The organism is Dermabacter sp. HFH0086 (genome assembly GCF_000413375.1).
Classification (GTDB): domain Bacteria; phylum Actinomycetota; class Actinomycetes; order Actinomycetales; family Dermabacteraceae; genus Dermabacter; species Dermabacter hominis.
In genome coordinates this window covers 835,083-856,740 of sequence record NZ_KE340308.1, presented here as the reverse complement: position 1 = coordinate 856,740, position 21,658 = coordinate 835,083, and the positions used below count along the sequence as shown (strand labels likewise).

The window sequence follows — 21,658 nt, the reverse complement described above, 5'->3', positions numbered from 1 at the left end:
CAGCATTCACCAAACGCCGCCTCACGTTGAGAACCTTACGCAACGGCATGAGCAGCCTCACCCTCACCCTGCGCACCCTCGACGCCACACGCATCCACGACCTGCTCACCAACCACGCTGCCCGCGCCTACAACACTCTCCACCAGCACGAAATCACCACCGCCAAAAAAGAAGCACACGACCACGCCCAACAAACCACCACCAAACTCCACTCGCTCCTCGAAAACGGCGACTTCACCCTGAGCCACCTCACCAAACCCGCCCCTACCCCACAGCCACGGATCCTCACTCAGCACGCGAAACTCACCAAGATCGAAGAACTCGAGTTAGAGGAAGCCGATGAAGCCGCCCGCACCAAAGCCAAAGCCTTCCTCACCAAGCTCGAACAGGAAAAACTCCGCCTCACAATCACGAACAACAGTGACGGTTCACCAGAGGTGAGCGTGGTAGCCAGTGCAGGGGCATGGCGGCGCCACTACCAACCACCAGCACACACAAAGCACAACCTCGCCATCGACGCTCTCGTCGAAACCCTCCTCAACACACGACCCGACCACCCCACAACCTGCTTCGCACCCGCCACCACCGCACCCGGCGTCACCACAGACCCCTGGACACCACTACCCCACCCACACGAACCAGAAGACGAAAGAACGAAACGAAGCAGGCAAGCCAACGAAACAGCAGCACCACCCGAACCAAGAACCGAACGAATGGGGTTACCCGCAAATCGTGGACACGTAGTGGAGCTACCTAGTGGTTAGGCAGCTATTTCTTTTCTGCTAGTGATTAGACCAATTTGGTTCTCAAAGTCGACGGGGCTGACCATACCGAGTGCGGAATGTCGGCGTCGACGGTTGTAGACGACTTCAATCCAGTAGGCAACGGCCTTGCGTGCAGCATCACGGGTCGTCCAGCGCTTACGGTCGTAGAACTCGGTTTTAAGCGTCGACCAGAACGACTCAGCCATCGCGTTATCGAAGCACACACCAGTACGCCCCACGGACTGAGCAATGCTCAGGCTGCGGCAAACCTCCCAGAGCTGCTCGCTAGTGAATTGAGCTCCGCGGTCAGCGTGAAACACCAGCCCATCAGGAACGTCACCACGCAACGTGTGCGCCATCCGCAGGGCTCGCTCGACCAGGGAAGTATCTTGAACGCTATCCATAGCCCAGCCCAGCACCCGGCGGGAATGGCCATCGCGGACCGCGCACAAGTACAACCAGCCTTCACCGGTGCGCAAGTAGGTAATATCTGACATCCACACCCGGTTGAGCTCACCAGTATCAAACATGCGCTTGACCAGGTCAGGAAGCGTGGACTTACGCTTAGCTTGAATCGTTGTCACCGGGACAAAGGCCCGCGGTGAAATCCCCTCAATCCCCATCATGCACATCCGTTTAGCCACAGTCTTACGGTTAAGCGCAATGTGGTAGCGCTCGGCAAGTTCTGCGGTGATCCGCGGCGCACCATAAACCTCATCGGAGTCTTTCCAAATCCGGTGAATCTTGCGGTCAACATCATCGTAAAATGCTGCACGATCATCTTCGCCCGATAGTCGCTTCTGCTGCGTATGGGCCCATTTGTAGTATCCAGACCGAGACACTTTTAAAAGCCGTGCCATGCGCTTGATGCTGTAGTTCGCCTTCTCCTGCTGCATCAATTCGAACTTTTCTGCTCGCGTTGCTTCGCAGCGAAGAAGGCTGTCGCTTTTGACAAAAACTCGTTATCCATCTTGGCTTCAGCCAGCTCCCGACGAAGACGAGCATTCTCAGCACGAAGATCAGCCTCGCTCATCCCATCTGATGCTCCTCGGCGCTCACGCTCGAGTTTGACCCACCGGCCTAAAAGCCCGGCGGACACACCAATCTTCTTAGCCACATGAGCAATCGGACGCCGCGACTCTATTACCAGGTTCGCGGCTTCACGCCGATACTCCGGCGTGTACTTCTTGCGCTGTTGACTCACAATGAACATCCTCTCCTACGGACACAAGATCCGCACTAATAGGGTGTCCACTAAACGAGGGTAACCTCACGAACAGAAGAATCCACGGAAAGCACAGAAACCGAAGACACTGCTTTGGGTGTTCGGGGGCCAGGCCGTGCCCGAAGGTTCGAGATCGGGCTACTCGTCCCCGTCAACCCCGACGTCTCCAGCGCCTACATTCCCGAGGCCGGCCCCATCACCGCCAAAGCCGGCTACGACTACCTGAGCGAACTTCTCGACAATGACGTCCTCATCAAATACAAACGAATCTTCACCAGTGCCACCACCGGTGAAGTCCTCGCCATGGACTCCCGCTCCAGACTCTTCCCCAAAGCCCTCGCCGAACTCGTTCGCCTCAGAGACCGCACCTGCCGCGGCCCCTACTGCAACGCCCCCATCACCCACATCGACCACATCAAACGCCACGCCCAAAATGGACCCACCACCCTCACCAACGCCCAAGGCCTCTGCGCACGATGCAACCTCGCCAAAGAAGCCCTCACCGTCACCACCACGACCGGCACCACACCCCACACCACCACCTGGACCACCTCAAACGGCCGCACCTACACCAGCACCACACCCACATACGACAGCTAGGCAACCTGAACACCACGGGAAGAACGCTCGCGACAGATGCGAGAGTCTCGACAGATGCAAGAGTCTGAGGAAGCGGCCGCGCTGCCGAAAGCGGCACGCCGCCATTAGCGAGAGGACACCAGAGCCATTCGTGGAGATTGTCCGGGGGGCGAGAGGCGTCCCCTGCATTGGAGCGATGGGGCGCCTCAGTTCTGCCACGGGTCCCGGCCCGCGCACCTAGGATTGAGAGCGTGAGCACTAACGAACAGAAGAATGACCTTCGACAGGGCGCGGGCGAGCGTCGGAACGAAAACCTGGCTGCCACCGGCACCGACCCCAACACCAACAGTTCCGCCTCCACCGCCTACGCGACCCAACGCCCGAGCCGCATGCTCTCGAGCGTGTGGGGCGACGAGCAGCACGCCGTCGAAGCCGCGCAAAAGTGGGCACGCGAGCACACCGCTCTCGCCCACGACCCCAAGGCCACAGCGCGCCCCGCGGCTGAGCTCGACGCCGCAGTCAAGGCCCTCGCCGGCGAGATGATCACGGAAGAGGGCATCGGCGCCGACCGCGCCCTCGAGATCTACGAGAACATCCTCATCCCGGCAACCCGCGCCGCCGACGACCCCATGAACCTCGCCTACATTCCCGGCGCACCCACGCGCGCGGCCGTCGCCTTCGACAACGTCGTGAGCGCCGCTAACGTTTTCGGCGGCGTGTGGGAAGCCGGAGCGGGCGCAATCTGGGCCGAGAACCAGGTGCTGCGGTGGCTCATGGATCTGCTCGGCTGGCCCGAAGAGTCCGCTGGCGCCTTCGTCTCGGGAGGCACAAGCGGCAACCTTTCGGCGCTCGCCACGGCACGCGAGAAGGCCCGCGAAGAATGGGCCGCCCGCGGCGTGTTCATGGACGGCCGCCCCACAACCGGCTTCAAGGTCGCGTGCGCGAGCAGCGCCCACTCCTCGATCCGCAGCGCGGCGCGCCTCCTCGACGTCGAAGTCGTGACCGTTCCCGTTGATGAGCGCGGACACCTGAGCGGCCCGAATCTCGCACGCGCCCTCGACGAGAACCCCGGCGTGTTCGCAGTTGTCGCCTCGGGCGGCACGACCAACGCCGGCATCGTTGACGACATCCGCTCCGTGGTCGAGGTCGCTCACGCGCGCGGCGTGTGGGTTCACATCGACGGCGCTTACGGTGGCGCCGCCCTCGCTGCCCCGAGCGCGCGCCCGCGCTTCGACGGCATCGAACAGGCCGATTCCTTCATCGTCGACCCCCACAAGTGGCTCTTCGCCCCATACGATTGCTGCGCCCTCGTGTACCGGGACCCGAGCCCCGCCTACCGCGCGCATTCTCAGCACGCCGAATACTTGGATTCAATCGTGAGGTCCGACGCTAACCCGAGCGACCTCGCAGCCCACCTCTCGCGTCGCACCCGCGGCCTCCCGCTGTGGTATTCGCTGCTGACGCACGGCACGGCGAAGTACTCCGAAGCGATCGAGAAGTGCCTTTCGACCTCGCGCGCGGTGCGCCGCGGCATCGACGACATCGACCACCTCGAAATGGTCATCGAACCCGAGCTGAGCGTTCTCGTGTTCCGCCGCCCCGGCTGGACCGACGAGCAGTATCACGAGTGGTCGCAGCGCATGGCCCGCGACGGCGTGATCCTGTGCATCCCCACCAAGCACGGCGGCGAAACGGTGCTGCGGCTTGTGTTCGTCAACCCTGACACTGAAGCGGACCGCGTGGTCGCGGTTTTGCGCGACACGATGGCCTAACGCGCGTCTCAGCGCGAGTCCGCGAGCGCGAGGCTCTCGAATTCGGCAAGCACCGTTTCATCGGCATCGCCCGCTGCCCGAGCCCGGGCAATGCGGCGCAGCATCGCCTCAATCTCGACTGCTGCAGCTCGATCTCGGCCCTCTTCTCGCATGTGCACAAGCAGGTGCGCGCGTGCCTGAAGTGCCGAAATCGTCGCATCGCGGCGCAGATCAGGAGTGCTGTCGAGATCGTCGGCAACGCGCTCGGCGAGTGAGGCGACCTCAGCGTGAGCGGCAGCCTCCGCCCATGTGCGCCCCGCAATACTCAGCGTCTGCGCGCGGATCCGCTCGGCGTGCCACTGCCCGGCGAGGTCCCGAGCGCGGTCGGCAAGAATTTTCGCGCGGTTGACGGGGATGAGCGCTGCTTCGGGATCGCCCAGGGCGAGCCGGGCAATCGCGATCGACGACCACGCGTGAAAGCGGACGTGCACAGCGTGGACGCGGGAGGCGTTCTCCGCAACAGCAGCAAGCGGCGCTTCAACCGCGTCAGTCACGCCCGCGACAAGCGCCGTGCGCACGAGAGTCAGCCCCAGCTCAACCACGACATCGGGAATACTGGCAACGCCGCCGCCCCCTCGCGCGGCTTCACACCACGCGAACGCCTCTGCTGCGGCATCGTAGGCATCCGTCGGACCAAAAACGCGCGCCCTTCGCCCTGAACGCGCCGTCCCAGGATCAAGCACAGAAAGCGCGAACCTCTGCAAGAGAAGCGCTCGAAGAGCCTGGTGACGACCTTGCTCAGCCTCGAGCTTTTCGAGCGCAGCCCTGCATAACGCAGGCGACGGCGGCACAGCCGAAGTCACGATCTCGACCGCTCGCCGCTCAAACGATTCCGACGGTTGCCCCGCACACCACGCGTCCACGCGCGCACGCCGCTCGCGCGCGAAGGCTCGGCGATTGGCAACCGCAAAAAGCGGCGCGTGCCACGTGAAAAGCGAGCCGACATCACATTCGTGCGCGGCTCGCTCTTTCATGGCCTCAGGCTATCAATCGAGAAATTTTACTTCTTGGCCTTCGCGATGATCGCTTTCACGAGGTCGGCTTTGAGCGTGCCGGGCTTTTCACCGTCGCCCATCCATTCCTCGCCGTCGATGTACACCGTCGGGGTGCCAACCTGGCGTTCCTGGCCAACCTCTTCGATAGTCGCGACGTAGTCGCGGTACTTCTCGTCGAGGACGGCGTTCTTGACCTCTTCACTTGCGCCGGCCTTCACCGCTGCTTCGGCAACCTCGGCCGTATCGGGCGTGGGGTCCTCCGGCGATTCGGGCTGGAGCGCGAACATCGCTTCGTTCATGTCCCAGAACAGCTTCGGATCCTCGACCCACGAGGCGACGACAGCGCTCGCCGTATCGTTCGAGAACGTGAGCCCCGTGCGCTTATCGAGCATCGGGCGCGGGTAGACGCGGTAGTTGATGTAGCCCTTCTCGACGAGTTCGCGAATGTCCTTATCCTGCGCCTCGGCAAAGAGCTTGCAGTGAGGGCATCGGTAGTCGACGAGCAACTCGACGGTCGGCCCCTTGGAATCGGGGTTGAACTCGAGGTAGGGCTTCGATTCGTCGAACGGCACGCTCACAGCAGCGCTCTGGGTGGGCTCGGGCAGGGTGGGGGTGGCGTCGGAACCGCCGGAGTCCGACGCTTTCCCGCCTTCCTTGCTCCCCGAGTCTCCGCAGGCGGCAAGGAGTGCCGCGGCGGTCGCGCCACCAGCAAAAATCGCGGCGCGGCGAGTCGTGACAAGGCGGCTCAGGGCAGGTTCGTGCGAAGTCTTGTGACTATCCATGGAGCTATTGTGGCGCCTCCGATTGAAGAAGCCTCGGGACTCATGGGGACTGAGACGAAAATCGTGCGAAATGTTCACGATATGGGCAGCGGGCGGAGCGGAGCAGGGCGCTCACGTGAGGCCGGAAGTTCCATGACGATCGCTTCGTGGCGAAGGCCCGAATCACTGATCCACTCTTTCGTTTCGCCCGTGCGCGTGTACCCAAGGCGCTCCCAAAACGGGAGGACCTCGGCGTTGGTGTCGACGACTGTGAGGCGCCACCGCCCGGGAAACTCGGCACGAAGTGCTTGGTGAAAGGCACGGGCGAGCCCGCGACCCTGATGGCTGGTACGTAGCTGGAGAAGGCCGAGATACGTGATGTCCGGGGACCGCCACCCCACGACAAACGAGGCAACTTCCGCGAGTTCGTCGTCGACCCACAGACCCATAACATGGTGATCATCGGCGCCCACCTCGGGCGGTTTGTCGCTCAGGAGCGAAGCCACAGTGCGGGAATCGGCTTGCTCGCCGTTGACGCGCATCGCGTAGCCGCCGTCGTCCCGGAGAACGCGAAGAATCTCGTCGCTATCGGTCGAATCGAGGGAGCGAACCACGAGCATTGAGGATTGCTCCTTTCTCGCGGTTGTTGAGCGACTGCCGACTATGCTGCAGGGCCGACAAAATCGATCGCTGCCGCGGCGATCACCTCGACATCACGACCAGGGGCGGACGTGTGTGACCACGCCATGTTGAGATAAGCAATGGCCTCTTCTGGCCCGATAGGTGCGCCCCACTGTCGCATGTCCTCGGTCGTGTGCGCGTCCGAGACGAGGGTGACGTCGTAGCCACGAGCGAGACCCCCGTGGATCGTGCAACGGATGCAGGCGTCCGTCATTGCACCACACACGACAATCTTGCCGGCGTCGAGTTTCGCAAGCTCAGCCTCGAGGGTCGTGTCTTCGAATGAGTCGCCGTAGCGCTTGAGGACTCGCGGCTCGCTTTGCTCGGGTTGAAGCTCGGCGGTCACTTGCCACACGTCGCTGCCTTCTGGAAATTCGTCACTGCAATGCTGCACCCATACCACAGGGATCCCAGCCTCCCTCGCCGAACCCACCAAGTCGTTGATTCGGTCGACAACGGCGTCCCGATCGTGGCAGGAGGAAAGAACACCCGTCTGGGCATCGACCACCACAAGCACAGTCTCTTTGCGGTCTCTAAAAGTGCTCATTCGTTCGATCCTTCCTACGGCTGCACGGCCAAGGTTCGCTTGGACCTCACACGACAAAAAGTAACTGCGCATAGCTGGGAAGTGACCCAATGAATACTCTCGGTCGAGGCACGGGGGATGACAGCGCATGCGAAAACCCCAGGCACGCCACACGCCTGGCGCTGCCTGAGGTCTTTCCTTTCCAGTGGATCTAGCGGGAGGCTTGTCGAAACTTGCCCCAGCGCTGGCGCAGATGGTCGCGAGCCACAGGGCAATTCGGAGGCGCACGTGTCCACCAGGCCCACCGAGGCGGAGCCTCCTTCAGCTGTCTCGACCGGATGAGGCTGCCCTTCAGGAGGCGGAAACTGAGTACCTGTCGGGGCGGTCGTTGAAGGCGGTCGCGAAGGAAGTTGGGATCGAGCATGAGCGGTTGTCGCGCCTCCTCCGCGAGCGCGGACTCAGACTACGGAACCAGTCCCCTACTCGGGAAGAGACTGCTCAGATGAAGACACGCTATAACGAAGGCATGTCACTTGAGCGCATTGGAGCAGTGCTGGGCTACTCGCCTGGCACTGTCAGGACTCATCTGCGCGCGGCCCGGGTCGTCATGCGCGACTCGCACGGGCGATAGGCCTGCGCGATCAGGCCGATCCGTAATCGTCGGACCTGCCTTCCATTTCGTCGAACAGTGCGTCGTGAACGAGGAGGCGGGCCTCGGCGCTGAGCGTCCGAGCCGAGTGTCGGTCTTCCGCTTACTCGCCGACGTTGATAGCCACGCCGGAGAGATCGTTCCATCCGTGGTGGACGTCACCGCAGCTGGCTGGAGCGTCGTCACGGTGCGACCAGCCTCAACATTAGGATCCTTGAACGACTGCCCGAGCGGCGCCCGCTCCACAACACTCAGCATCTCGGGCTGCTGCGAAACTACTGCCAACAAGCGTGGAAGACGGCGGAGCTGGCCAAGCTCTTGTCCGCAGGCCGCGCCTCGTCCCGGGAGCCTGACGAGCGACCGCTCCCCCAGCACAACGCGCTGCATCGGTCGGTCGTCAGGCTCCTGATCGAGGACTACGAGGCCGGCGCCTCGACGTACGAGCTTGCCGAGCGCTACAACGTGCGCCGCAACACCGTCCTAGACACGCTCCGCCGCGCTGGATTCGACCTCACCGTCAAGGCGAATCGTGCAGCCCTCAGCGACGAGCAGAAGACCGAGGCACGACGCCTGTTTGCCAGCGGGACGACCCGACGCGAGTTGATGGAGATGTACGGCGTGAGTGAGTCGACGATCAAGCGGATACTGCGGACGCACGCACCGTAACGACAAATGTCTGGACGGCGCTGCCTTGAATCGGGATAGCAGCTAGAACCCGTAAAGATGCTGTCGAGCGTTGAATGCTGCAGGCCCTCCCTCGAGTACGTTCTCAACGTGTGAGCGAATGGCTACATCGTCCAGGGATCCTATCCCGTCCGCTGCAGCTCGGCCGTTCTGGCCATCTCCTTCGAGAGCCACGATCAATTCGGCGTCACCGAGTACTGGAACGTTCGCGTTGTGAGTACTCGCGATGATCTGACGCTTACCCTTCAGGCTCCGAAGGTTGGTGACGATGCCGTCATAAACAAATCGGTTGTCGAGATCATCCTCAGGTTGGTCGATCACGAGCGGAGCGTTCGATGCGCTGAGCAAGAGAAGGAGCAGTGCGGTCGCACGCTGGCCTTTCGACAGATCGTCCATCTTCTTGAACTCGCGTGTGCCGGTTCCTGCCTGCACGTCCAGCTGCACCTCCACAGCTTGCCCAACCGACTGCTCTTCGAGCTTGCGGAAAAGGGGCTCACCGGCTTCGACCAGTGATCGCGCCTGCGCGCCGGTGATCGAGAACTGCGCGCTCAGCTCCGACTCTCCGACCCGCGCCGCTTCCACGAAAGCTCGCATTGAGAAGTTGTCCTGGTCGATAGCCGCCATGATGCGATTCCGCTGGCCGGAGATGGACTGCTCAATCAGCGACTTGATGTGCTTCCGATCCGCCGCGGGGACGGGTTTCACGATCACGACACCGCCGGTCGCGGCGTTCGCGGCACGGATCGCCTCGGTCAGTTCTCGTGCCCGGTCGTTCTCGTGGCCTCTGAGCGCCTGCAGCAGGGTGTCCCGCTCGGTTTGCAGGGCCCGAAGGCTTGTTGCGATACCGGCGCGTCGAGACTCCTTAGCCTTCAGCGTCTCCAGCGCTCTGGTCGTGTCGAGGTACTTGTTGGGCTCCAGCCCTTCCTCCACGAGCTTGCGCAGCACCTCATCGTGCTCGTCACGTTGCTCGCGAACTACGTCTGACCACTCGGTCTTCGCTGTCTCGATCTCCAAGGATGCCGCGTCGAGCGCTGCGCGGGCTTCAGTCGCAAGCGCCGTCAGCTTGGCGGCGAGTGCCGTCGATGCAGCCTGCGCGCGCTTGAGATAGTCAGATCTCGGTGAGTCATCGATGTTCTCAAATGCCGCCTCCAGCTTGGTGATCAGCTGCGGGTCAGTGAGCGTTGATAGCGACTCCTGAGCATTGGTCACGCGCGCCGTTGCTTCGGTGAAAACTGCTTCATCTTGGGTGAGTCGCGTGACCTCCTTGAGTCGAGTCGGCACATCCGTGTCGGTGTAGTGCCGCACCTGTTCCTCAAGCCGCGGGATATCCGCGAGCTCATCTTCGAGCTGAGATCGCCCTTCCTCCGCACGAGCCAGCTTCTCTCGATTCAGCTTGAGCTTCTCCAAGGTGTCGATGTGCTCGACTGTCAGTTCGCCGCCCCCTTGGAACCGCTGCAGCATGCTCGCGACCTTCGAGCTGTCGTTCGTCAGCTCGGCGAGCTCGTGCTGCCCGAAGATCTCCACGTTCGCGATGACATCGACTGGCCGCAGGTTGGTGGCAGTACCGCTCTCGTCTTTCACGACCGGAAGATTGTTGACGGAGCGTTCGATGGTAAATGTTCGCGCGGACGGCGAGGTGGTCTCGACAAGCAGCTTCACAACGGTGCCCGACTTGAGCACGCCGCTCACGATGCCGTCATGGTCTCGCCTCGCCTCCGCACCAATCGGAGTGAGTCCCAGCACGAATCGCAGGCTCTCGATGGCGGTCGACTTACCGGTTCCTCGTCCGCCAATGAGCGTCGTGAGATCTGTCGAAAGCGGGATCGTTACGCCATCCAGGAAGCCGCCGACCCACGAGATCTCCTTCAGGGCGGGGCGCGCCTCGATCGCGGGATCTTCCAGCGAGACTCGGGTCTCAGGAGTTCGGACGGCCAGCTTAAGACTGTCCACGGAGAGGCGACTGACCTTGAACCAGCAGCTCGAGCCCTCGTTCTGGAGGGCGGAGGGCTTCGTCACATCGTCGGCATGGATCGCGGCAAGCGGGTGAGCCCTGTCGTAGGGCTTGGTGCCGTTGAGGATCGCAGCCTGGTCTGTGCCATCGGGTTGGCTGGGCGTGATGCCGAGTGCATGAAGATCCGGGTGCTTGATCTTCGTGATGAGCGGCTGTCCGGCGCGGCCGGTCAGAAGGCCGCTGTTTGGGACATTGACGTGGGCAGGAATCACGAGCGCGCCCTGCGCGGTCATTTTCTCGAGGATGTCGGTGAACGACGCACCAGTTGTCCCGTTGGCGCAGCCAGGTGCAACACCGCACATCCCGATCGCGGCGTTGATCTTCGCCGCGCTGGTACCCGCTTCGAAGATCACGAGGATATGGATGCCCTCGTCGGAGTTCGCCTCAAAGCCGGGAAGGGCAACGATGCCCCGATCGGCTGCGTCGCGGATGAGCTGGAGTGCAGAGTCGACCTTCCAGTGATCAGTGACCGCAAACAACTCGATGCCCCGCGTTTCGCACTCGTCAAGCAGGGCCTTGTTGTAGTCAGCCTCCGTACTGTACGTGGCCGACGGCGCGTTCTTCCCTTGGTACTCGTAGGGGTTCACTTGAAGCGCAGCCCGCACCCATCGCGCCCCATGTGTCGTCTTCTCGCTCATCTCTGTCCTCGCTGCCTGCAGATGCCCATCACTTGTGCTTCCTGTTCACCTTGATAGGCGACACGTCCGCGTCATACGAGCTGACAGTCCCATGCTGTTTCAAGCTCTCAAGGAGCGCTCGGTCTGCAGGGGTGTTCGCGACGTGTAGGGCGGTGCGTCCCACTGTGGTCAGCCTCGAATAGTCGCCTCCCAGAGCCTGCAAGATCGCGAAGAGGTCTGCGCGGGCAAGGTCGCCAAGGTGCGGTTCGAGAAGGGGTACTACGTACTGCGCAGAAGCGCCACACTGCGCCATCTTCTGCACGACGACGGACGGGATGGTGTGCCCGTGCTTCACAGCAAGGCGCGCCAGTTCATTCAGTCCTCGCTGCCCAGCGACCTCGGCGTATGCTTCAGACTGCTCGACGATCACCCGCTTGATCGCGTCCTCGATCTCATTGTCGGCGAGAAGCGCCGCCAGATCCGGCTGCACCAGCTCCGGCGTCATGTAGCGAGAGAACTTCTCCGACTCGCGGATGAAAGCCCTTCGCGTTGGCCAATCAGTCGCCGCAAGGTACGCGTATGACTCGGCGGTGTCCGAGATGATGTCGTGCTTGAGGAGTAGCGCAAACAAGTCGCCCGTCTCGGCAGCAATCTCCCCAATCTCGAGGTGGCTGCCCAGCTTCAAGCTCGCAACAAGGTCCGCGCGCAGTGTTGCGGCTGTCAGCTGCTCCCGCGCCGCAAGGATCGTGATCGCCAACGTGGTCTTCTCGTCCTCGTCGGCCGACTCAGTCTCGGTGAGCGTGCCTGTTGCGGCCAGCAGCGGAGCGAGGTGGGCATCGACTCCAAGAGCAGCAACGTATCGGCTGACGTTGTTGAACGTTGCAGGGAACCGCTGATGCATAGCCAACGCCGGCCACGCTCCCTCGGAGATGGCGCCAAGATCGACAACCTGACATCCTGGCGCGGCACGCTCAACCACGTCGGCTAGGCGAAGCGTCCCTTGCTCGAGTAGTTCCTCGAGCACTGCGATGAACTGCTCACCTGTATCGACCGCTGCGGAAGAGCCTTCGATCGCGCCCAGATAGGCATCGATATGTTCGAGGACGTAGTCATAGACCGTCTTGTTCGCCGCTCGGATGACGTCGAGAGCAACCGTCTCGTCATTGCCAATCGCGAGGGTCAGGTTCTCATGCGTGATGTCGTACAAACTGCGCGAGACGAACGACGAACGGGCACTTGCCGAGAGCGGCATCAGGCTAGGCAGCGTGATACTCGCCTCGGCGAAGAGCGCTCCAACTCGCTCTGCCTGGGCGGACATCCCGTCGTTCGTGAGGACGGAGAACTCCGCGTAGTGCGTTCGGAGATAATCGACGACCCGCGCGTCCGCGCGCTGCGCTGACGATGACAGATTCGCCAATGCAACGTCTACTAGTTTTAGCTGCGAAGCGTCGTCCAGCTCCGCTTGGTTCACTAGGTAGAGAAGCGTTCTCGGCGACACTGTCACAAACCGCTGGACGAGTTGTGCGCGCTGCTCACCGGCGGTCAAGTACGCCTGCAGGAACTGCGTCTGACTCTCTCCCAGGCCAACCAGCGAGCGAATAATGATGTCGGCTGCATCAACGTTGGTTGCCAGGAGACGATCAAGGATCGCGATATTGTAGAGCGCTGGTTCTTTCAGTGCGCTCTTGCCACATTCCCGCACGACGGCATCGACATCCTCCGGGCCGAGTTCAAAGTGCGCATCCATCAGGTCTCGCTCAGCGTGGTGGATGATGAAGTTCGTCGCCGCTGGGCTTACGCGGTCGCCGTGGAACGTCGATGTGTACAGTGTGAAGTTGCGGTTGATGTGTCCTGCCCGAACAAGCTGATAGGCCAAGCCGGGCTTGAGCAGTGCCTTGGCGACGTACTCAAGCGACTGCGCCGTCTCCTTGTAGGTCTCAGACGTACCTTCGCTCGCAGGCGTGTCGAGTTCCTTGAACATGACTAGAAACTCTGGGCGCTTGATCAGATCATCCATGTCCGCACCGCGTAGGAACTTGATCTCCTCGGCCCTGTCCTCGATCTGTTCGTTCAGCGAATCCCGATCTGCCTCGCTCCAACTGTCCGGGTCTAGTGGATCACCCAGTTCCGTCGCGAGGTGACTCCGAGTGAATGACAGCGTGCGCCCGTAATTGTTGCTCCACTGGAGCACTGGGTCGCCATCAGCCGCGACGAAACTCGTCCAGAACTGCACGCTCTTGAGGTCATCAACGGATTCGCCCTGACACTCAAATACACCCGTCGCATACTGTCGCTGGTGCCCCGCAGCAGCCACAACCCGTTGGACGTGCGCCAAGAGGCGATCTCCCAGCTGAGCGCTTCGAGTTGCCGCTCCGTTGATCCGCGCGAGCCGTTGTCGAAGCACTCGACGCTCGCCCTCCATCCGCTTGATGTTCTCGGCTACCAGCTCGCGACTAAGCTTGTAGAGGGTGTCCAGATTGCTCTTGCCGAGCCGGATCGTCTCGAAGTCCGTGAGGTGCGTGCTCTTGTAGAGCATCATCGCGAACAAGTCAGTCTCGCTCAGGTCGAGTTGCTCGCCGTCGCCTGAGAAGATTCGGTCGCGGAAGACGATGAACTCGTTGCGGACGTTCTTCAGCAGCCGCATATCAGGGACGTACTGCGCAGCCAGATCGAGCAGTTCCGGCTCCACCTTGTGCTCGATCTCGGCCAGCAACCGAGTCGCCAGGTTCCGTGCACTGCGATGCGTGATGAACGGCACCACCGGAATCACGAGATCAAAGAATTTGGTGCGGTTAGCACGCACCGCCTCAGCCTGCGCCGGATCCTCGATTGCCAGCACGCCCGTCTCGAGCTTACGACCTTCCGCCTCCAGCCCGATCCGGTCGAAAATACTGTCCTTGATCGCGTAGATGAAGCGGATCGGCTTCTCGATCTGAGGCGAGGCGTTGAGCAACGTGTTCAGCGCACGCAGCGTCTCAAAGATGTGTGAGTCGTTAAAGCGGTCAATGTCCTCGAAGATCACGACGTCACGATCCGACACGTCGAAGAAGTAGACGATCTCGTCGAGGTACTGGTCGAAGTACGACACAGCGTTGTCATCGAGGGTGACAGTCGCTGCGCCCGCGGACAGCTGCTTGATGCGAATCTTCCCATAGAACAGCCAGCGCACCAGGAGCACCGCAGTCGTTGCCACGACCCAAACGATCAGATGCGTCCAGACGCCGAGGTCGTTCAGCGCCGTGAAGGTCGCTGAAATCTGCGCAGTCCAGCCAGTCAGCAAGAAAATGACGGCAACGGCCAGACCGATCAGTGCAGCCGTGCCGAACTCTCTCCACCACCGGAAGCGCTCGATTCGACGAAATCTGGACGCAGGCGTCTTGCTCGGATCCTCCCGGTAAAGCAGCTGCTTGACGATCTCCTGCTGGATACGGTTCGTCGGAGTCATGGCCTGCAGCGGCACCGACTCGTCTAACTTGGACGCTTCAATCGGGGCAAGGGTCGACAGCGAAAGCTCGACAACGCGGCCGTCAAGTCGCTTCCCGAGCTCCCGCAAGATGCTGCTCTTGCCGACACCGTAGTTTCCGGACAGCGCGATGTTACGGATTTCATCGTCTTGAAGTGCAGCCCCAAGCGCCGAGACGTAGCCACTGTGCTCAGCTTCGAGATACTCAGGGGTGAGTGGGATGAGGCTCCACTTGGACTTCTCGGTCGGCTCCTTCGGGGCGTGGTTCATCCCTCCGATGCCTCCCCCTTAGCGAACAGCTCCGCCTGCTCCAGCACTAGTTCGATCGCCTTTGCCTCAGCGTCGGGCGGGTAGTCGTATTTGGCGAGCAGACGCCGCACCTTCGAGCGCATCGAGGCGCGGACGCTCTCCTTCTGATCCCAATCGATGACGACGCTGGTGCGCACGGCCCAGACAAGGTCGACGGCGATCTTCTTCAGGGTGGCATCGCCCATCTCCAGCACGGCAGCATCATTCTGGGCAATGGCGTCATAGAGAGCGACCTCGGCAGCGGACAGGCCGAGGTCGTCCTGGCGCTTGGCATCGTCGCGCATCTGCTTAGCGAGCTTCACCAGCTCCGCGATAATCTCCGCCGTCGTCAGCGACCGGTTCGTGTACCGATTGATCGCCTCGTCGAGCAGTTCGGAGAACTTCCGTGCCTGCACAAGGTTGGTGCGCTGCACAGTCCGGATCTGGTCGTTGAGTAGGCGCCGCAGCAGCCCCATCTGGAGGCTGGGCTTGTCCTTCTCCGCGAGGGAGTCGAGGAACTCATCGCTCAGAATCGAGAGCTCTGGCGTCTCTACGCCGGCGAGCTTGTAGATGTCGACGACCTGGTCGGCAGCGACGGCCTCGTTGAGCAGCTGCCCTAGTGCTGTGTCGATCTCGACAGCGCCGGAGCCTCCACGCCCAGAATCCGGGTTCTGAATCTTCAAGATGGCGGCACGCACGTCGGTGAACAGGCGCACGTCGTTGCGGATCGCTGCCGCCTCGTCGCGCGCTCCAGCCAGAGCGAACGCCTTAGCCAGTGCGAGCACCTGGTCGTTGAAGCGCTTGGTGCGGTCGGGATCAGCCATGACGAAGTCGAGCACCTTGGCGTACTCCGTCAGGCGGTGGGAGGCGGTGAGCGAGGGCGAGGAATCGTAATCGACGCCGTGCAGCAGCCCCCGGATGATGTCATGCTTCTCCAACATGACGGCGACCATGTCGTCGATCGGTACGCCTGCCTGGTCACGGTCGGAGGGTGAGTACTCCTGGAGGGCCGCCTGGAGGTTCGAGAACACGCCGATGTAGTCGACGATGAGGCCGCCGGGCTTGTCCCGGAAGGTACGGTTGACGCGGGCGATGGCCTGCATGAGCCCTGCACCCTGCATGGTCTTGTCGACGTACATCGTGTGCATGCTGGGCGCATCGAAGCCGGTCAGCCACATGTCACGGACGATCACCAGTTCAAGTTCGTCGTCGGGGTTCTTCGCCCGGAGCTTGAGGTCTTTGCGGACGTCCTTGGAGTGGATGTGCGGCTGGAACTCGGCTGGGTCCGCTGCTGAGCCGGTCATGACGACCTTGATCTTGCCCTTGGCCGGGTCATCAGAATGCCAGTCGGGGCGAAGTGCGATGATCTTCTCGTAGAGCCGCACCGCGATCCGGCGGCTCATCGTGACGATCATGCCCTTACCGAACAGCGCCTCGCGTCGTTTCTCCCAGTGCTCGACGATGTCCCGAGCAATGAGGTCGAGCCGCGAGTCAGCACCGACGATGGCTTCCAGGCGCGACCAGCGGGACTTCGCTGCCGTGGCGGCGTCCTCTTCGACGGTCTCGGTGATCTCGTCCGCCAGTTCGTCGAGCGCGGCGAGGTCATCGTCGGACAGATCGATCTTCGCCAGACGCGATTCGTAGAAGATCTTGACGGTCGCGCCGTCCTCGACCGCGCGAGTGAGGTCGTAGACGTCGATGTAGTCACCGAACACCGAGCGGGTGGACTTGTCGTTCGATTCGATCGGTGTACCGGTGAAGCCGAGGTAGGTAGCACCCGGCAAAGCATCTCGCATGTGCTTCGCCAAGCCCGAGCGCAAGCGTCCGTGACGATCCAGCGTCTCTCCGAAGCCGTACTGGCTGCGATGCGCCTCGTCCGCCACAACCACCACGTTGCGACGATCCGTCAGCACTAGGTTGGCATCGCCATCCTCACCGGGGGCGAACTTCTGCAGCGTCGTAAAGACGATGCCGCCCGACGCGCGCTTCAACTTCGTCCGCAGATCGGTACGAGTCGCGGCCTGTACTGGGGTCTCCGGAAGGATACGAGCAGGGGCGAACGTCTCCCCGAACAGCTGATCGTCCAAGTCGTTGCGATCGGTAATGAACACCAGCGTCGGATTCGCCATCCGGGGATCGCGCATGATCTTCGCGGCGTAGAACACCATCTCGAAGCTCTTGCCCGACCCCTGGGTGTGCCAGACCACACCACCACGACGATCACCATCAGGCCGAGACGCCTGCACGGTCGACTCGACAGCAGCGTTCACCGCCCAGTACTGGTGGTACTTCGCCACCCGCTTCACCAGCACCCGCGTCGGCTGCCCAGTGGCCTTGTCCGTGGTGGTCTCGTCGCTGAATACGATGAAGTTCTGCAACAGATCAAGGAACCGCTTCGGCTCGAACACCCCCTTGATCAGCACCTCAAGGGCAGGGCGGTCGTTCACGACCTCGCGGCCCTCGATCGTCTTCCACGGCGCATAGTGCTCGAATGCCCCGGCGTAGCTGCTCATCGCCGCCGACGTGCCGTCGGAGATCACGGTGACCGCGTTCGGCACGAACACGGACGGGATGTCCTGCCGGTACGTCTGCACCTGGTTCCACGCCGATTTCAACGTGGCGTGCTCGGCAGCCGGGTTCTTCAGCTCCAGCAGTGCCAACGGGATGCCGTTGACGAGCACCAGCACGTCAGGCCGGCGGTTCTTGCCGTTCTCGGCGATCGTGAACTGGTTGATCGCTACCCAGTCGTTGTTCTCTGGCTGCTCGAAGTCGACCAGCCACAACCTGGTCGTGCGCAGCGCGCCGTCGGCATCCCGATGCTCAACAGGCACGCCCTCCGCGATGAGCTGGTGCAGGCGGTAGTTCTCATCGATCGGGCTCTGCGACTCTGCACGCCGCACCCGCTTGATCGCTTCGTCGACGAGGGCAGGGGAAGTCCCGGGATTGATCCGCCTGATCGCATCACGCAGCCGCCCCCAGAGGAACACCTCCTCATAGGAGTCCCGCTCCGCGCCCGGCTCGCCAGGAGCGATGTCCGGACCGTGCAGGGTGCGGTAGCCCAGCTCCGCGAAGTACTCCAACGCAGCCAGCTCGACGGTGTTCTCGTTGAACGCGCTCACGATGCAACCTCCAACGTCGATTCATCCACCCAGCGCGCCAGCACACTGAGCGCCGCCAAGTACTCCAGCGCTTCCTGCTCTGGCATCTCCTGGTCAGCCTCATGCGCAAGCGGGTTACGGATACCAGCGAAAACACCCTCAGCAAACGTCCGAGCGCCGCGCTGCACTGACTTGGACGTGCTGCTGCCATCGTTCTTCATCCTGTAGAGACGTGGTTTACCCGCCGCAGGTGCCTGCTCGCTGAATGCCTGGTTGAAGAGATCTGTCTCGCTCACATCACGACGACCGAGCTTGTTCTGCGTCTCCGCATTCAGCTTGCGAATCGCGCCCTCGACAGCCTCACGGAAGTGCCCTGACTGCCACAACGAGGACGCGCCGTCCCAGACCCACGGATGCAGCTTCGCAGCCGACAGCTCCGGGGCGTCATCGCCAAGGTTCTTGCGGATCTCCTCCTGACGACGGAGGTTCTCGCGGGCACGAAGCGAAGCCTCATGGTGCAGTGCCCACTTCTTCCGGCTTGTGCTGACCTCAAGGGAACGCCAGTTGGGAAGCACCCGATCAAGGATCTGCTCAGCGACCTGAGCTCGCTTGACTACTTCCTCTTCCGAGTCCGCCGTCCGATAGCTCCCGGCGCTTATGACTCCGCTCGGCGGCGGCACGTGATGCACGGTGGTAGCCCGTATGAAGTCATCCAGCTGCTCCAGAGCCCACTCAACGTTCAGCCCGGTCATGCTGCGGCTCCCTCAGTTGGGACACGCATGCGACCAGAGAGCAGTTCGGGAAGAAGCGCGTTGCGGAGCGCCGTCAGACGATCCGACTCGACGCGCAAGCTCTCGACGCGCATCAGCAACGCGAGCGCCGACTGCTTCACTTCCGGTGCGGCACTTCTGAAATCAGGAACTTCGATCGTGAGCACGTCATCGGGCCTCACTCTCTGATGGCTGCCCGACGTGCCCGTCACACGCTTCGGTAGTTCTTCGCGGAAGAACGGATCTCGCACCGCCAGCCACACGCCCGCCAACTCCAGGTCATCCTCGGACGCCAATACGAGAAACTCAGTCGATGCAAGTGCCGACGCCTCAGCCCCAGCGGAAGCCCACCAAGTGCGGTTGAAGCGCGGATTGAGTCGCGAGAGGAGAACCGCACTCCGCGGCACCTTGAGCTTGTTGCTCTTGATTGTCGCTGCAGCAACGCGTTCAGGCCGAGCCCCGGCGTCGAACGCGGGAAGGCTGAAATGGTCGACTACCGCGTCGCCAAGTTTGGACGGATTCACTGTGTCCTTGACGGACGTTGCGATAACTCCGAGTGGAACAGTCGGGAGATCTGCTCCGGACTTCTCTGATTGCGCATCGAGCAGCTCGGATATCGATACGACTACCCGCCGGTTCGACTCGATCTTGTCGTCGAGCGCGCCGAGCGTCGCGGCAATGGCACGCTGCACTTCCAACGGAGGTGCTGGAACTTTAATCACTGCCAGCGCCGCTTGACTCAACTTGGGCTGCGCGGATCCGGTCACATAACCAGAGATATCCATAGCCTCGAGCGCATAGGACAAATATCTAGTGTCGTTGTCGCGGTTACCTTGGAGTACGTGCGCGTGGTTATTTACCCAGAAGCGTCCATCAGCCAAGAACGCAATAGCCGTATTGCGGCTGCGAAGATTTTCGCCGTCTTCGGCAACCAGTAGGTGAAGGCCTTCGAATAGGTAGTCATCAACGTGGTCTACGACTCCGCTGGCCCCGTAATAGGGGTACGGGCCGTGGCGCCTGTCCGCAGCTTTGACTGGGATGCGCTTCCGATCAAGATTTACCGTTAGTTCACCGATAGGGCGATGGATAATCTGCGTCATGACTCCAACGTCTCCAGTCGCCGACGGATCTCGTCCTCGAGTTCCCGTCCGCGCTCGAACTCGACGAACAGCTCATTCGTGAGGCGCTCGATCTTCTCGTCGATCGGTTCGTCGTCTGCCTCGGCCTCGGCCGCGCCGACGTAGCGTCCTGGGGTGAGCACGAAGCCGTGCTCGGCGATCTCTTCTAGCGAGGCGCCCTTCGCGAAGCCCGGCACGTCCTCGTAGCCGCCATCGTGGTTGCGCCAGGCGTGGTAGGCGCCGGCGATCTTCGCGATGTCGTCGTCCGTCAGCACACGCAGACGGCGAGACTCCATCGTGCCGAGCTTGCGGGCATCAATGAACAGCACCTCGCCGCGACGCTCGCGGTGGCCGTTACCGTGCCGGGCCTTCGAGACGAACCAGAGCGAGACGGGGATACCGGTGTTGAAGAACAGCTTGTCGGGCATCGCCACGATGCAGTCGACCAGGTCAGCCTCGACGAGCTTGCGGCGGATCTCACCCTCGCCGCCCGCCTTCGATGACAGCGATCCGTTCGCGAGCACGAAGCCCGCCGTGCCCCGAGGGCTCAGGTGGTGGATGAAGTGCTGCACCCACGCGAAGTTTGCGTTCCCCGGCGGCGGCGTGCCGTACTTCCAGCGCGGGTCATCACCGAGTTTCGCATCCCACCAGTCAGAGACGTTGAACGGCGGGTTCGCGATCACGTAGTCGGCGCGGAGATCCTTGTGAAGATCCTCGGTGAACGAGTCCGCAGAGTGCGATCCCATGTCGGCTTCGATGCCTCGCAGTGCGAGGTTCATCTTTGCGAGCTTCCACGTTGTGTCGGTGAACTCCTGGCCATACACAGAGATGTCGGTGCGTTTGCCTCCGTGGGCTTTCACGAACTCAGCTGACTGCACGAACATGCCGCCCGAGCCTGCCGCCGGATCGTAGACGCGACCCTTATACGGCTCCAGCATCTCCACGAGCGTGCGGACGACGGAGCGCGGGGTGTAGAACGCTCCCGCGTCCTTGCCGGTCTCTTTGCCTGCGAACTGACCCAGGAAGTACTCGTACACGCGCCCGAGCACGTCATCAGCGCCGTGGTCGTCGGCCTCCTTGAAGCCGATCGACCCGATGAGATCGACCAGTTCGCCGAGGCGCCGCTTGTCGAGGCCATCACGACCATAGTTACGGGGCAGCACACCCCGAAGCGACGGGTTCTCCTTCTCGATGAGATCCATCGCCTGGTCGATCTGCTGACCGACCTCAGGCTGCTTCGCCACGGACTGGATGTGGCCCCAGCGAGCGAGCTCCGGCACCCAGAACACGTTGTGGCTGGTGTACTCGTCGCGGTCTTCGAGGAAGTCCGGTAACCGCTCCGGCTTGATGCCCTCCGCGGCGAGCTCGGCCTCGAGCGTTGCCCGTCGCTCTTCGAAACGGTCAGAGATGTACTTGAGGAACACCAGGCCCAGCACGACGTGCTTGTACTCACTCGGCTCCTGGTTGCCGCGCAGCTTGTCGGCAGCCTCCCAGAGGGTCTGCTCGAGTGTCTTCGTCGGTTTCGGCTTCGCGGCGCGTGCCATGCTGTGGGTCTCCTCTGCGCCGCAGGGCGCCTCTTAAGTTGTGCTCTCGGGGCGTGTCCTACGCTACCGACGGC

General features: G+C 62.1%; 17 protein-coding genes. 5 read left to right on the top strand and 12 right to left on the bottom strand.

The genetic code is table 11. From position 1 onward, the window contains the following. Positions 1 to 47: 47 nt before the first annotated feature. Positions 48 to 764: a hypothetical protein gene (locus tag HMPREF1484_RS03715; protein ID WP_016663686.1), complete on the top strand. Its 717-nt coding sequence runs from the start codon at positions 48 to 50 to the stop codon at positions 762 to 764. Here HMPREF1484_RS03715 and HMPREF1484_RS03710 read toward each other — a convergent pair. Beyond that, positions 761 to 1,977, bottom strand: a protein-coding gene (locus tag HMPREF1484_RS03710) for an IS3 family transposase (protein ID WP_096883315.1) whose coding sequence is annotated in 2 segments (ribosomal slippage) — positions 761 to 1,716 and positions 1,716 to 1,977 — 1,218 coding nt in all. Because the reading frame shifts where the segments join, the coding sequence is not laid out codon by codon here. The genes HMPREF1484_RS03715 and HMPREF1484_RS03710 overlap by 4 nt on opposite strands. A gap of 105 nt (positions 1,978 to 2,082) precedes the next feature. Here HMPREF1484_RS03710 and HMPREF1484_RS11770 point away from each other — a divergent pair. Both HMPREF1484_RS11770 and HMPREF1484_RS03695 read left to right on the top strand, forming a co-directional pair. Beyond that, complete coding sequence (locus HMPREF1484_RS11770) at positions 2,083 to 2,589, top strand: HNH endonuclease (protein WP_016663685.1); 507 nt, start codon at positions 2,083 to 2,085, stop codon at positions 2,587 to 2,589. Positions 2,590 to 2,819: 230 nt separating this feature from the next. Next, positions 2,820 to 4,340, top strand: coding sequence for an aminotransferase class V-fold PLP-dependent enzyme (locus HMPREF1484_RS03695; RefSeq protein WP_016663684.1), 1,521 nt, complete (start codon positions 2,820 to 2,822; stop codon positions 4,338 to 4,340). Positions 4,341 to 4,348: 8 nt separating this feature from the next. Here HMPREF1484_RS03695 and HMPREF1484_RS03690 read toward each other — a convergent pair whose 3' ends face one another. From HMPREF1484_RS03690 to HMPREF1484_RS03675, 4 genes are all read right to left on the bottom strand, one after another. Then, positions 4,349 to 5,353, bottom strand: coding sequence for a hypothetical protein (locus tag HMPREF1484_RS03690; RefSeq protein WP_016663683.1), 1,005 nt, complete (start codon positions 5,351 to 5,353; stop codon positions 4,349 to 4,351). Between the two features lie 26 nt (positions 5,354 to 5,379). Then, positions 5,380 to 6,156, bottom strand: a complete 777-nt coding sequence (locus HMPREF1484_RS03685) for a thioredoxin domain-containing protein (RefSeq protein ID WP_016663682.1) — start codon at positions 6,154 to 6,156, stop codon at positions 5,380 to 5,382. A 74-nt stretch (positions 6,157 to 6,230) separates the two neighbouring features. Next, positions 6,231 to 6,755: an N-acetyltransferase gene (locus tag HMPREF1484_RS03680; RefSeq protein ID WP_016663681.1), complete on the bottom strand. Its 525-nt coding sequence runs from the start codon at positions 6,753 to 6,755 to the stop codon at positions 6,231 to 6,233. A gap of 41 nt (positions 6,756 to 6,796) precedes the next feature. Then, positions 6,797 to 7,363 (bottom strand): isochorismatase family protein, encoded by a 567-nt coding sequence (locus tag HMPREF1484_RS03675; protein WP_016663680.1) that lies wholly within the window; start codon positions 7,361 to 7,363, stop codon positions 6,797 to 6,799. Between the two features lie 232 nt (positions 7,364 to 7,595). On the opposite strand from HMPREF1484_RS03675, the gene HMPREF1484_RS11985 reads away from it, so the two are divergent. Next, entirely contained in the window at positions 7,596 to 7,973 is a 378-nt protein-coding gene (locus HMPREF1484_RS11985) for a sigma factor-like helix-turn-helix DNA-binding protein (RefSeq protein ID WP_332067304.1), read from the top strand. Here the strand turns inward: HMPREF1484_RS11985 and HMPREF1484_RS11980 are convergent. Continuing rightward, the gene (locus HMPREF1484_RS11980; RefSeq protein WP_332067307.1) at positions 7,872 to 8,279 is read right to left on the bottom strand and encodes a hypothetical protein; all 408 of its coding nucleotides are present in this window, start codon (positions 8,277 to 8,279) and stop codon (positions 7,872 to 7,874) included. The two genes, HMPREF1484_RS11985 and HMPREF1484_RS11980, sit on opposite strands and share 102 nt — an antisense overlap. 30 nt (positions 8,280 to 8,309) lie before the next feature. On the opposite strand from HMPREF1484_RS11980, the gene HMPREF1484_RS03665 reads away from it, so the two are divergent. Beyond that, positions 8,310 to 8,657 (top strand): helix-turn-helix domain-containing protein, encoded by a 348-nt coding sequence (locus HMPREF1484_RS03665; RefSeq protein WP_016663679.1) that lies wholly within the window; start codon positions 8,310 to 8,312, stop codon positions 8,655 to 8,657. Between the two features lie 42 nt (positions 8,658 to 8,699). Here the strand turns inward: HMPREF1484_RS03665 and HMPREF1484_RS03660 are convergent, their stop codons facing one another. Genes HMPREF1484_RS03660 through HMPREF1484_RS03635 form a run of 6 tightly spaced genes read right to left on the bottom strand, consistent with a single transcriptional unit; the run spans position 8,700 to position 21,584 of the window. Further along, positions 8,700 to 11,324, bottom strand: a complete 2,625-nt coding sequence (locus tag HMPREF1484_RS03660; protein WP_016663678.1) for a TrlF family AAA-like ATPase — start codon at positions 11,322 to 11,324, stop codon at positions 8,700 to 8,702. A gap of 28 nt (positions 11,325 to 11,352) precedes the next feature. Continuing rightward, entirely contained in the window at positions 11,353 to 15,036 is a 3,684-nt protein-coding gene (locus tag HMPREF1484_RS03655; protein ID WP_016663677.1) for a hypothetical protein, read from the bottom strand. Beyond that, positions 15,033 to 18,173, bottom strand: a complete 3,141-nt coding sequence (locus HMPREF1484_RS03650) for a type I restriction endonuclease subunit R (protein ID WP_016663676.1) — start codon at positions 18,171 to 18,173, stop codon at positions 15,033 to 15,035. Before HMPREF1484_RS03650 ends, HMPREF1484_RS03655 begins: the two co-directional genes overlap by 4 nt. Next, positions 18,170 to 18,904, bottom strand: a complete 735-nt coding sequence (locus tag HMPREF1484_RS03645; protein ID WP_016663675.1) for a TIGR02391 family protein — start codon at positions 18,902 to 18,904, stop codon at positions 18,170 to 18,172. Before HMPREF1484_RS03645 ends, HMPREF1484_RS03650 begins: the two co-directional genes overlap by 4 nt. Further along, positions 18,901 to 20,022 (bottom strand): restriction endonuclease subunit S, encoded by a 1,122-nt coding sequence (locus HMPREF1484_RS11190; RefSeq protein ID WP_016663674.1) that lies wholly within the window; start codon positions 20,020 to 20,022, stop codon positions 18,901 to 18,903. The genes HMPREF1484_RS03645 and HMPREF1484_RS11190 overlap by 4 nt, the downstream gene beginning before the upstream one ends. Further along, a complete protein-coding gene (locus HMPREF1484_RS03635) occupies positions 20,019 to 21,584 on the bottom strand; it encodes a class I SAM-dependent DNA methyltransferase (RefSeq protein WP_016663673.1) in 1,566 nt (521 codons plus the stop codon). The genes HMPREF1484_RS11190 and HMPREF1484_RS03635 overlap by 4 nt, the downstream gene beginning before the upstream one ends. Positions 21,585 to 21,658 lie beyond the last annotated feature (74 nt).

Excerpts from the sequence above, each read along its gene's own strand:
- HMPREF1484_RS03680 (WP_016663681.1), bottom strand. The coding sequence starts at position 6,755 with ATGCTCGTGGTTCGCTCCCTCGATTCGACCGATAGCGACGAGATTCTT.
- HMPREF1484_RS11985 (WP_332067304.1), top strand. The coding sequence starts at position 7,596 with ATGGTCGCGAGCCACAGGGCAATTCGGAGGCGCACGTGTCCACCAGGC.
- HMPREF1484_RS11190 (WP_016663674.1), bottom strand. The coding sequence starts at position 20,022 with ATGACGCAGATTATCCATCGCCCTATCGGTGAACTAACGGTAAATCTT.
- HMPREF1484_RS03690 (WP_016663683.1), bottom strand. The coding sequence starts at position 5,353 with ATGAAAGAGCGAGCCGCGCACGAATGTGATGTCGGCTCGCTTTTCACG.
- HMPREF1484_RS03675 (WP_016663680.1), bottom strand. The coding sequence starts at position 7,363 with ATGAGCACTTTTAGAGACCGCAAAGAGACTGTGCTTGTGGTGGTCGAT.
- HMPREF1484_RS03635 (WP_016663673.1), bottom strand. The coding sequence starts at position 21,584 with ATGGCACGCGCCGCGAAGCCGAAACCGACGAAGACACTCGAGCAGACC.
- HMPREF1484_RS03715 (WP_016663686.1), top strand. The coding sequence starts at position 48 with ATGAGCAGCCTCACCCTCACCCTGCGCACCCTCGACGCCACACGCATC.
- HMPREF1484_RS03655 (WP_016663677.1), bottom strand. The coding sequence starts at position 15,036 with ATGAACCACGCCCCGAAGGAGCCGACCGAGAAGTCCAAGTGGAGCCTC.
- HMPREF1484_RS03685 (WP_016663682.1), bottom strand. The coding sequence starts at position 6,156 with ATGGATAGTCACAAGACTTCGCACGAACCTGCCCTGAGCCGCCTTGTC.
- HMPREF1484_RS03660 (WP_016663678.1), bottom strand. The coding sequence starts at position 11,324 with ATGAGCGAGAAGACGACACATGGGGCGCGATGGGTGCGGGCTGCGCTT.
- HMPREF1484_RS03645 (WP_016663675.1), bottom strand. The coding sequence starts at position 18,904 with ATGACCGGGCTGAACGTTGAGTGGGCTCTGGAGCAGCTGGATGACTTC.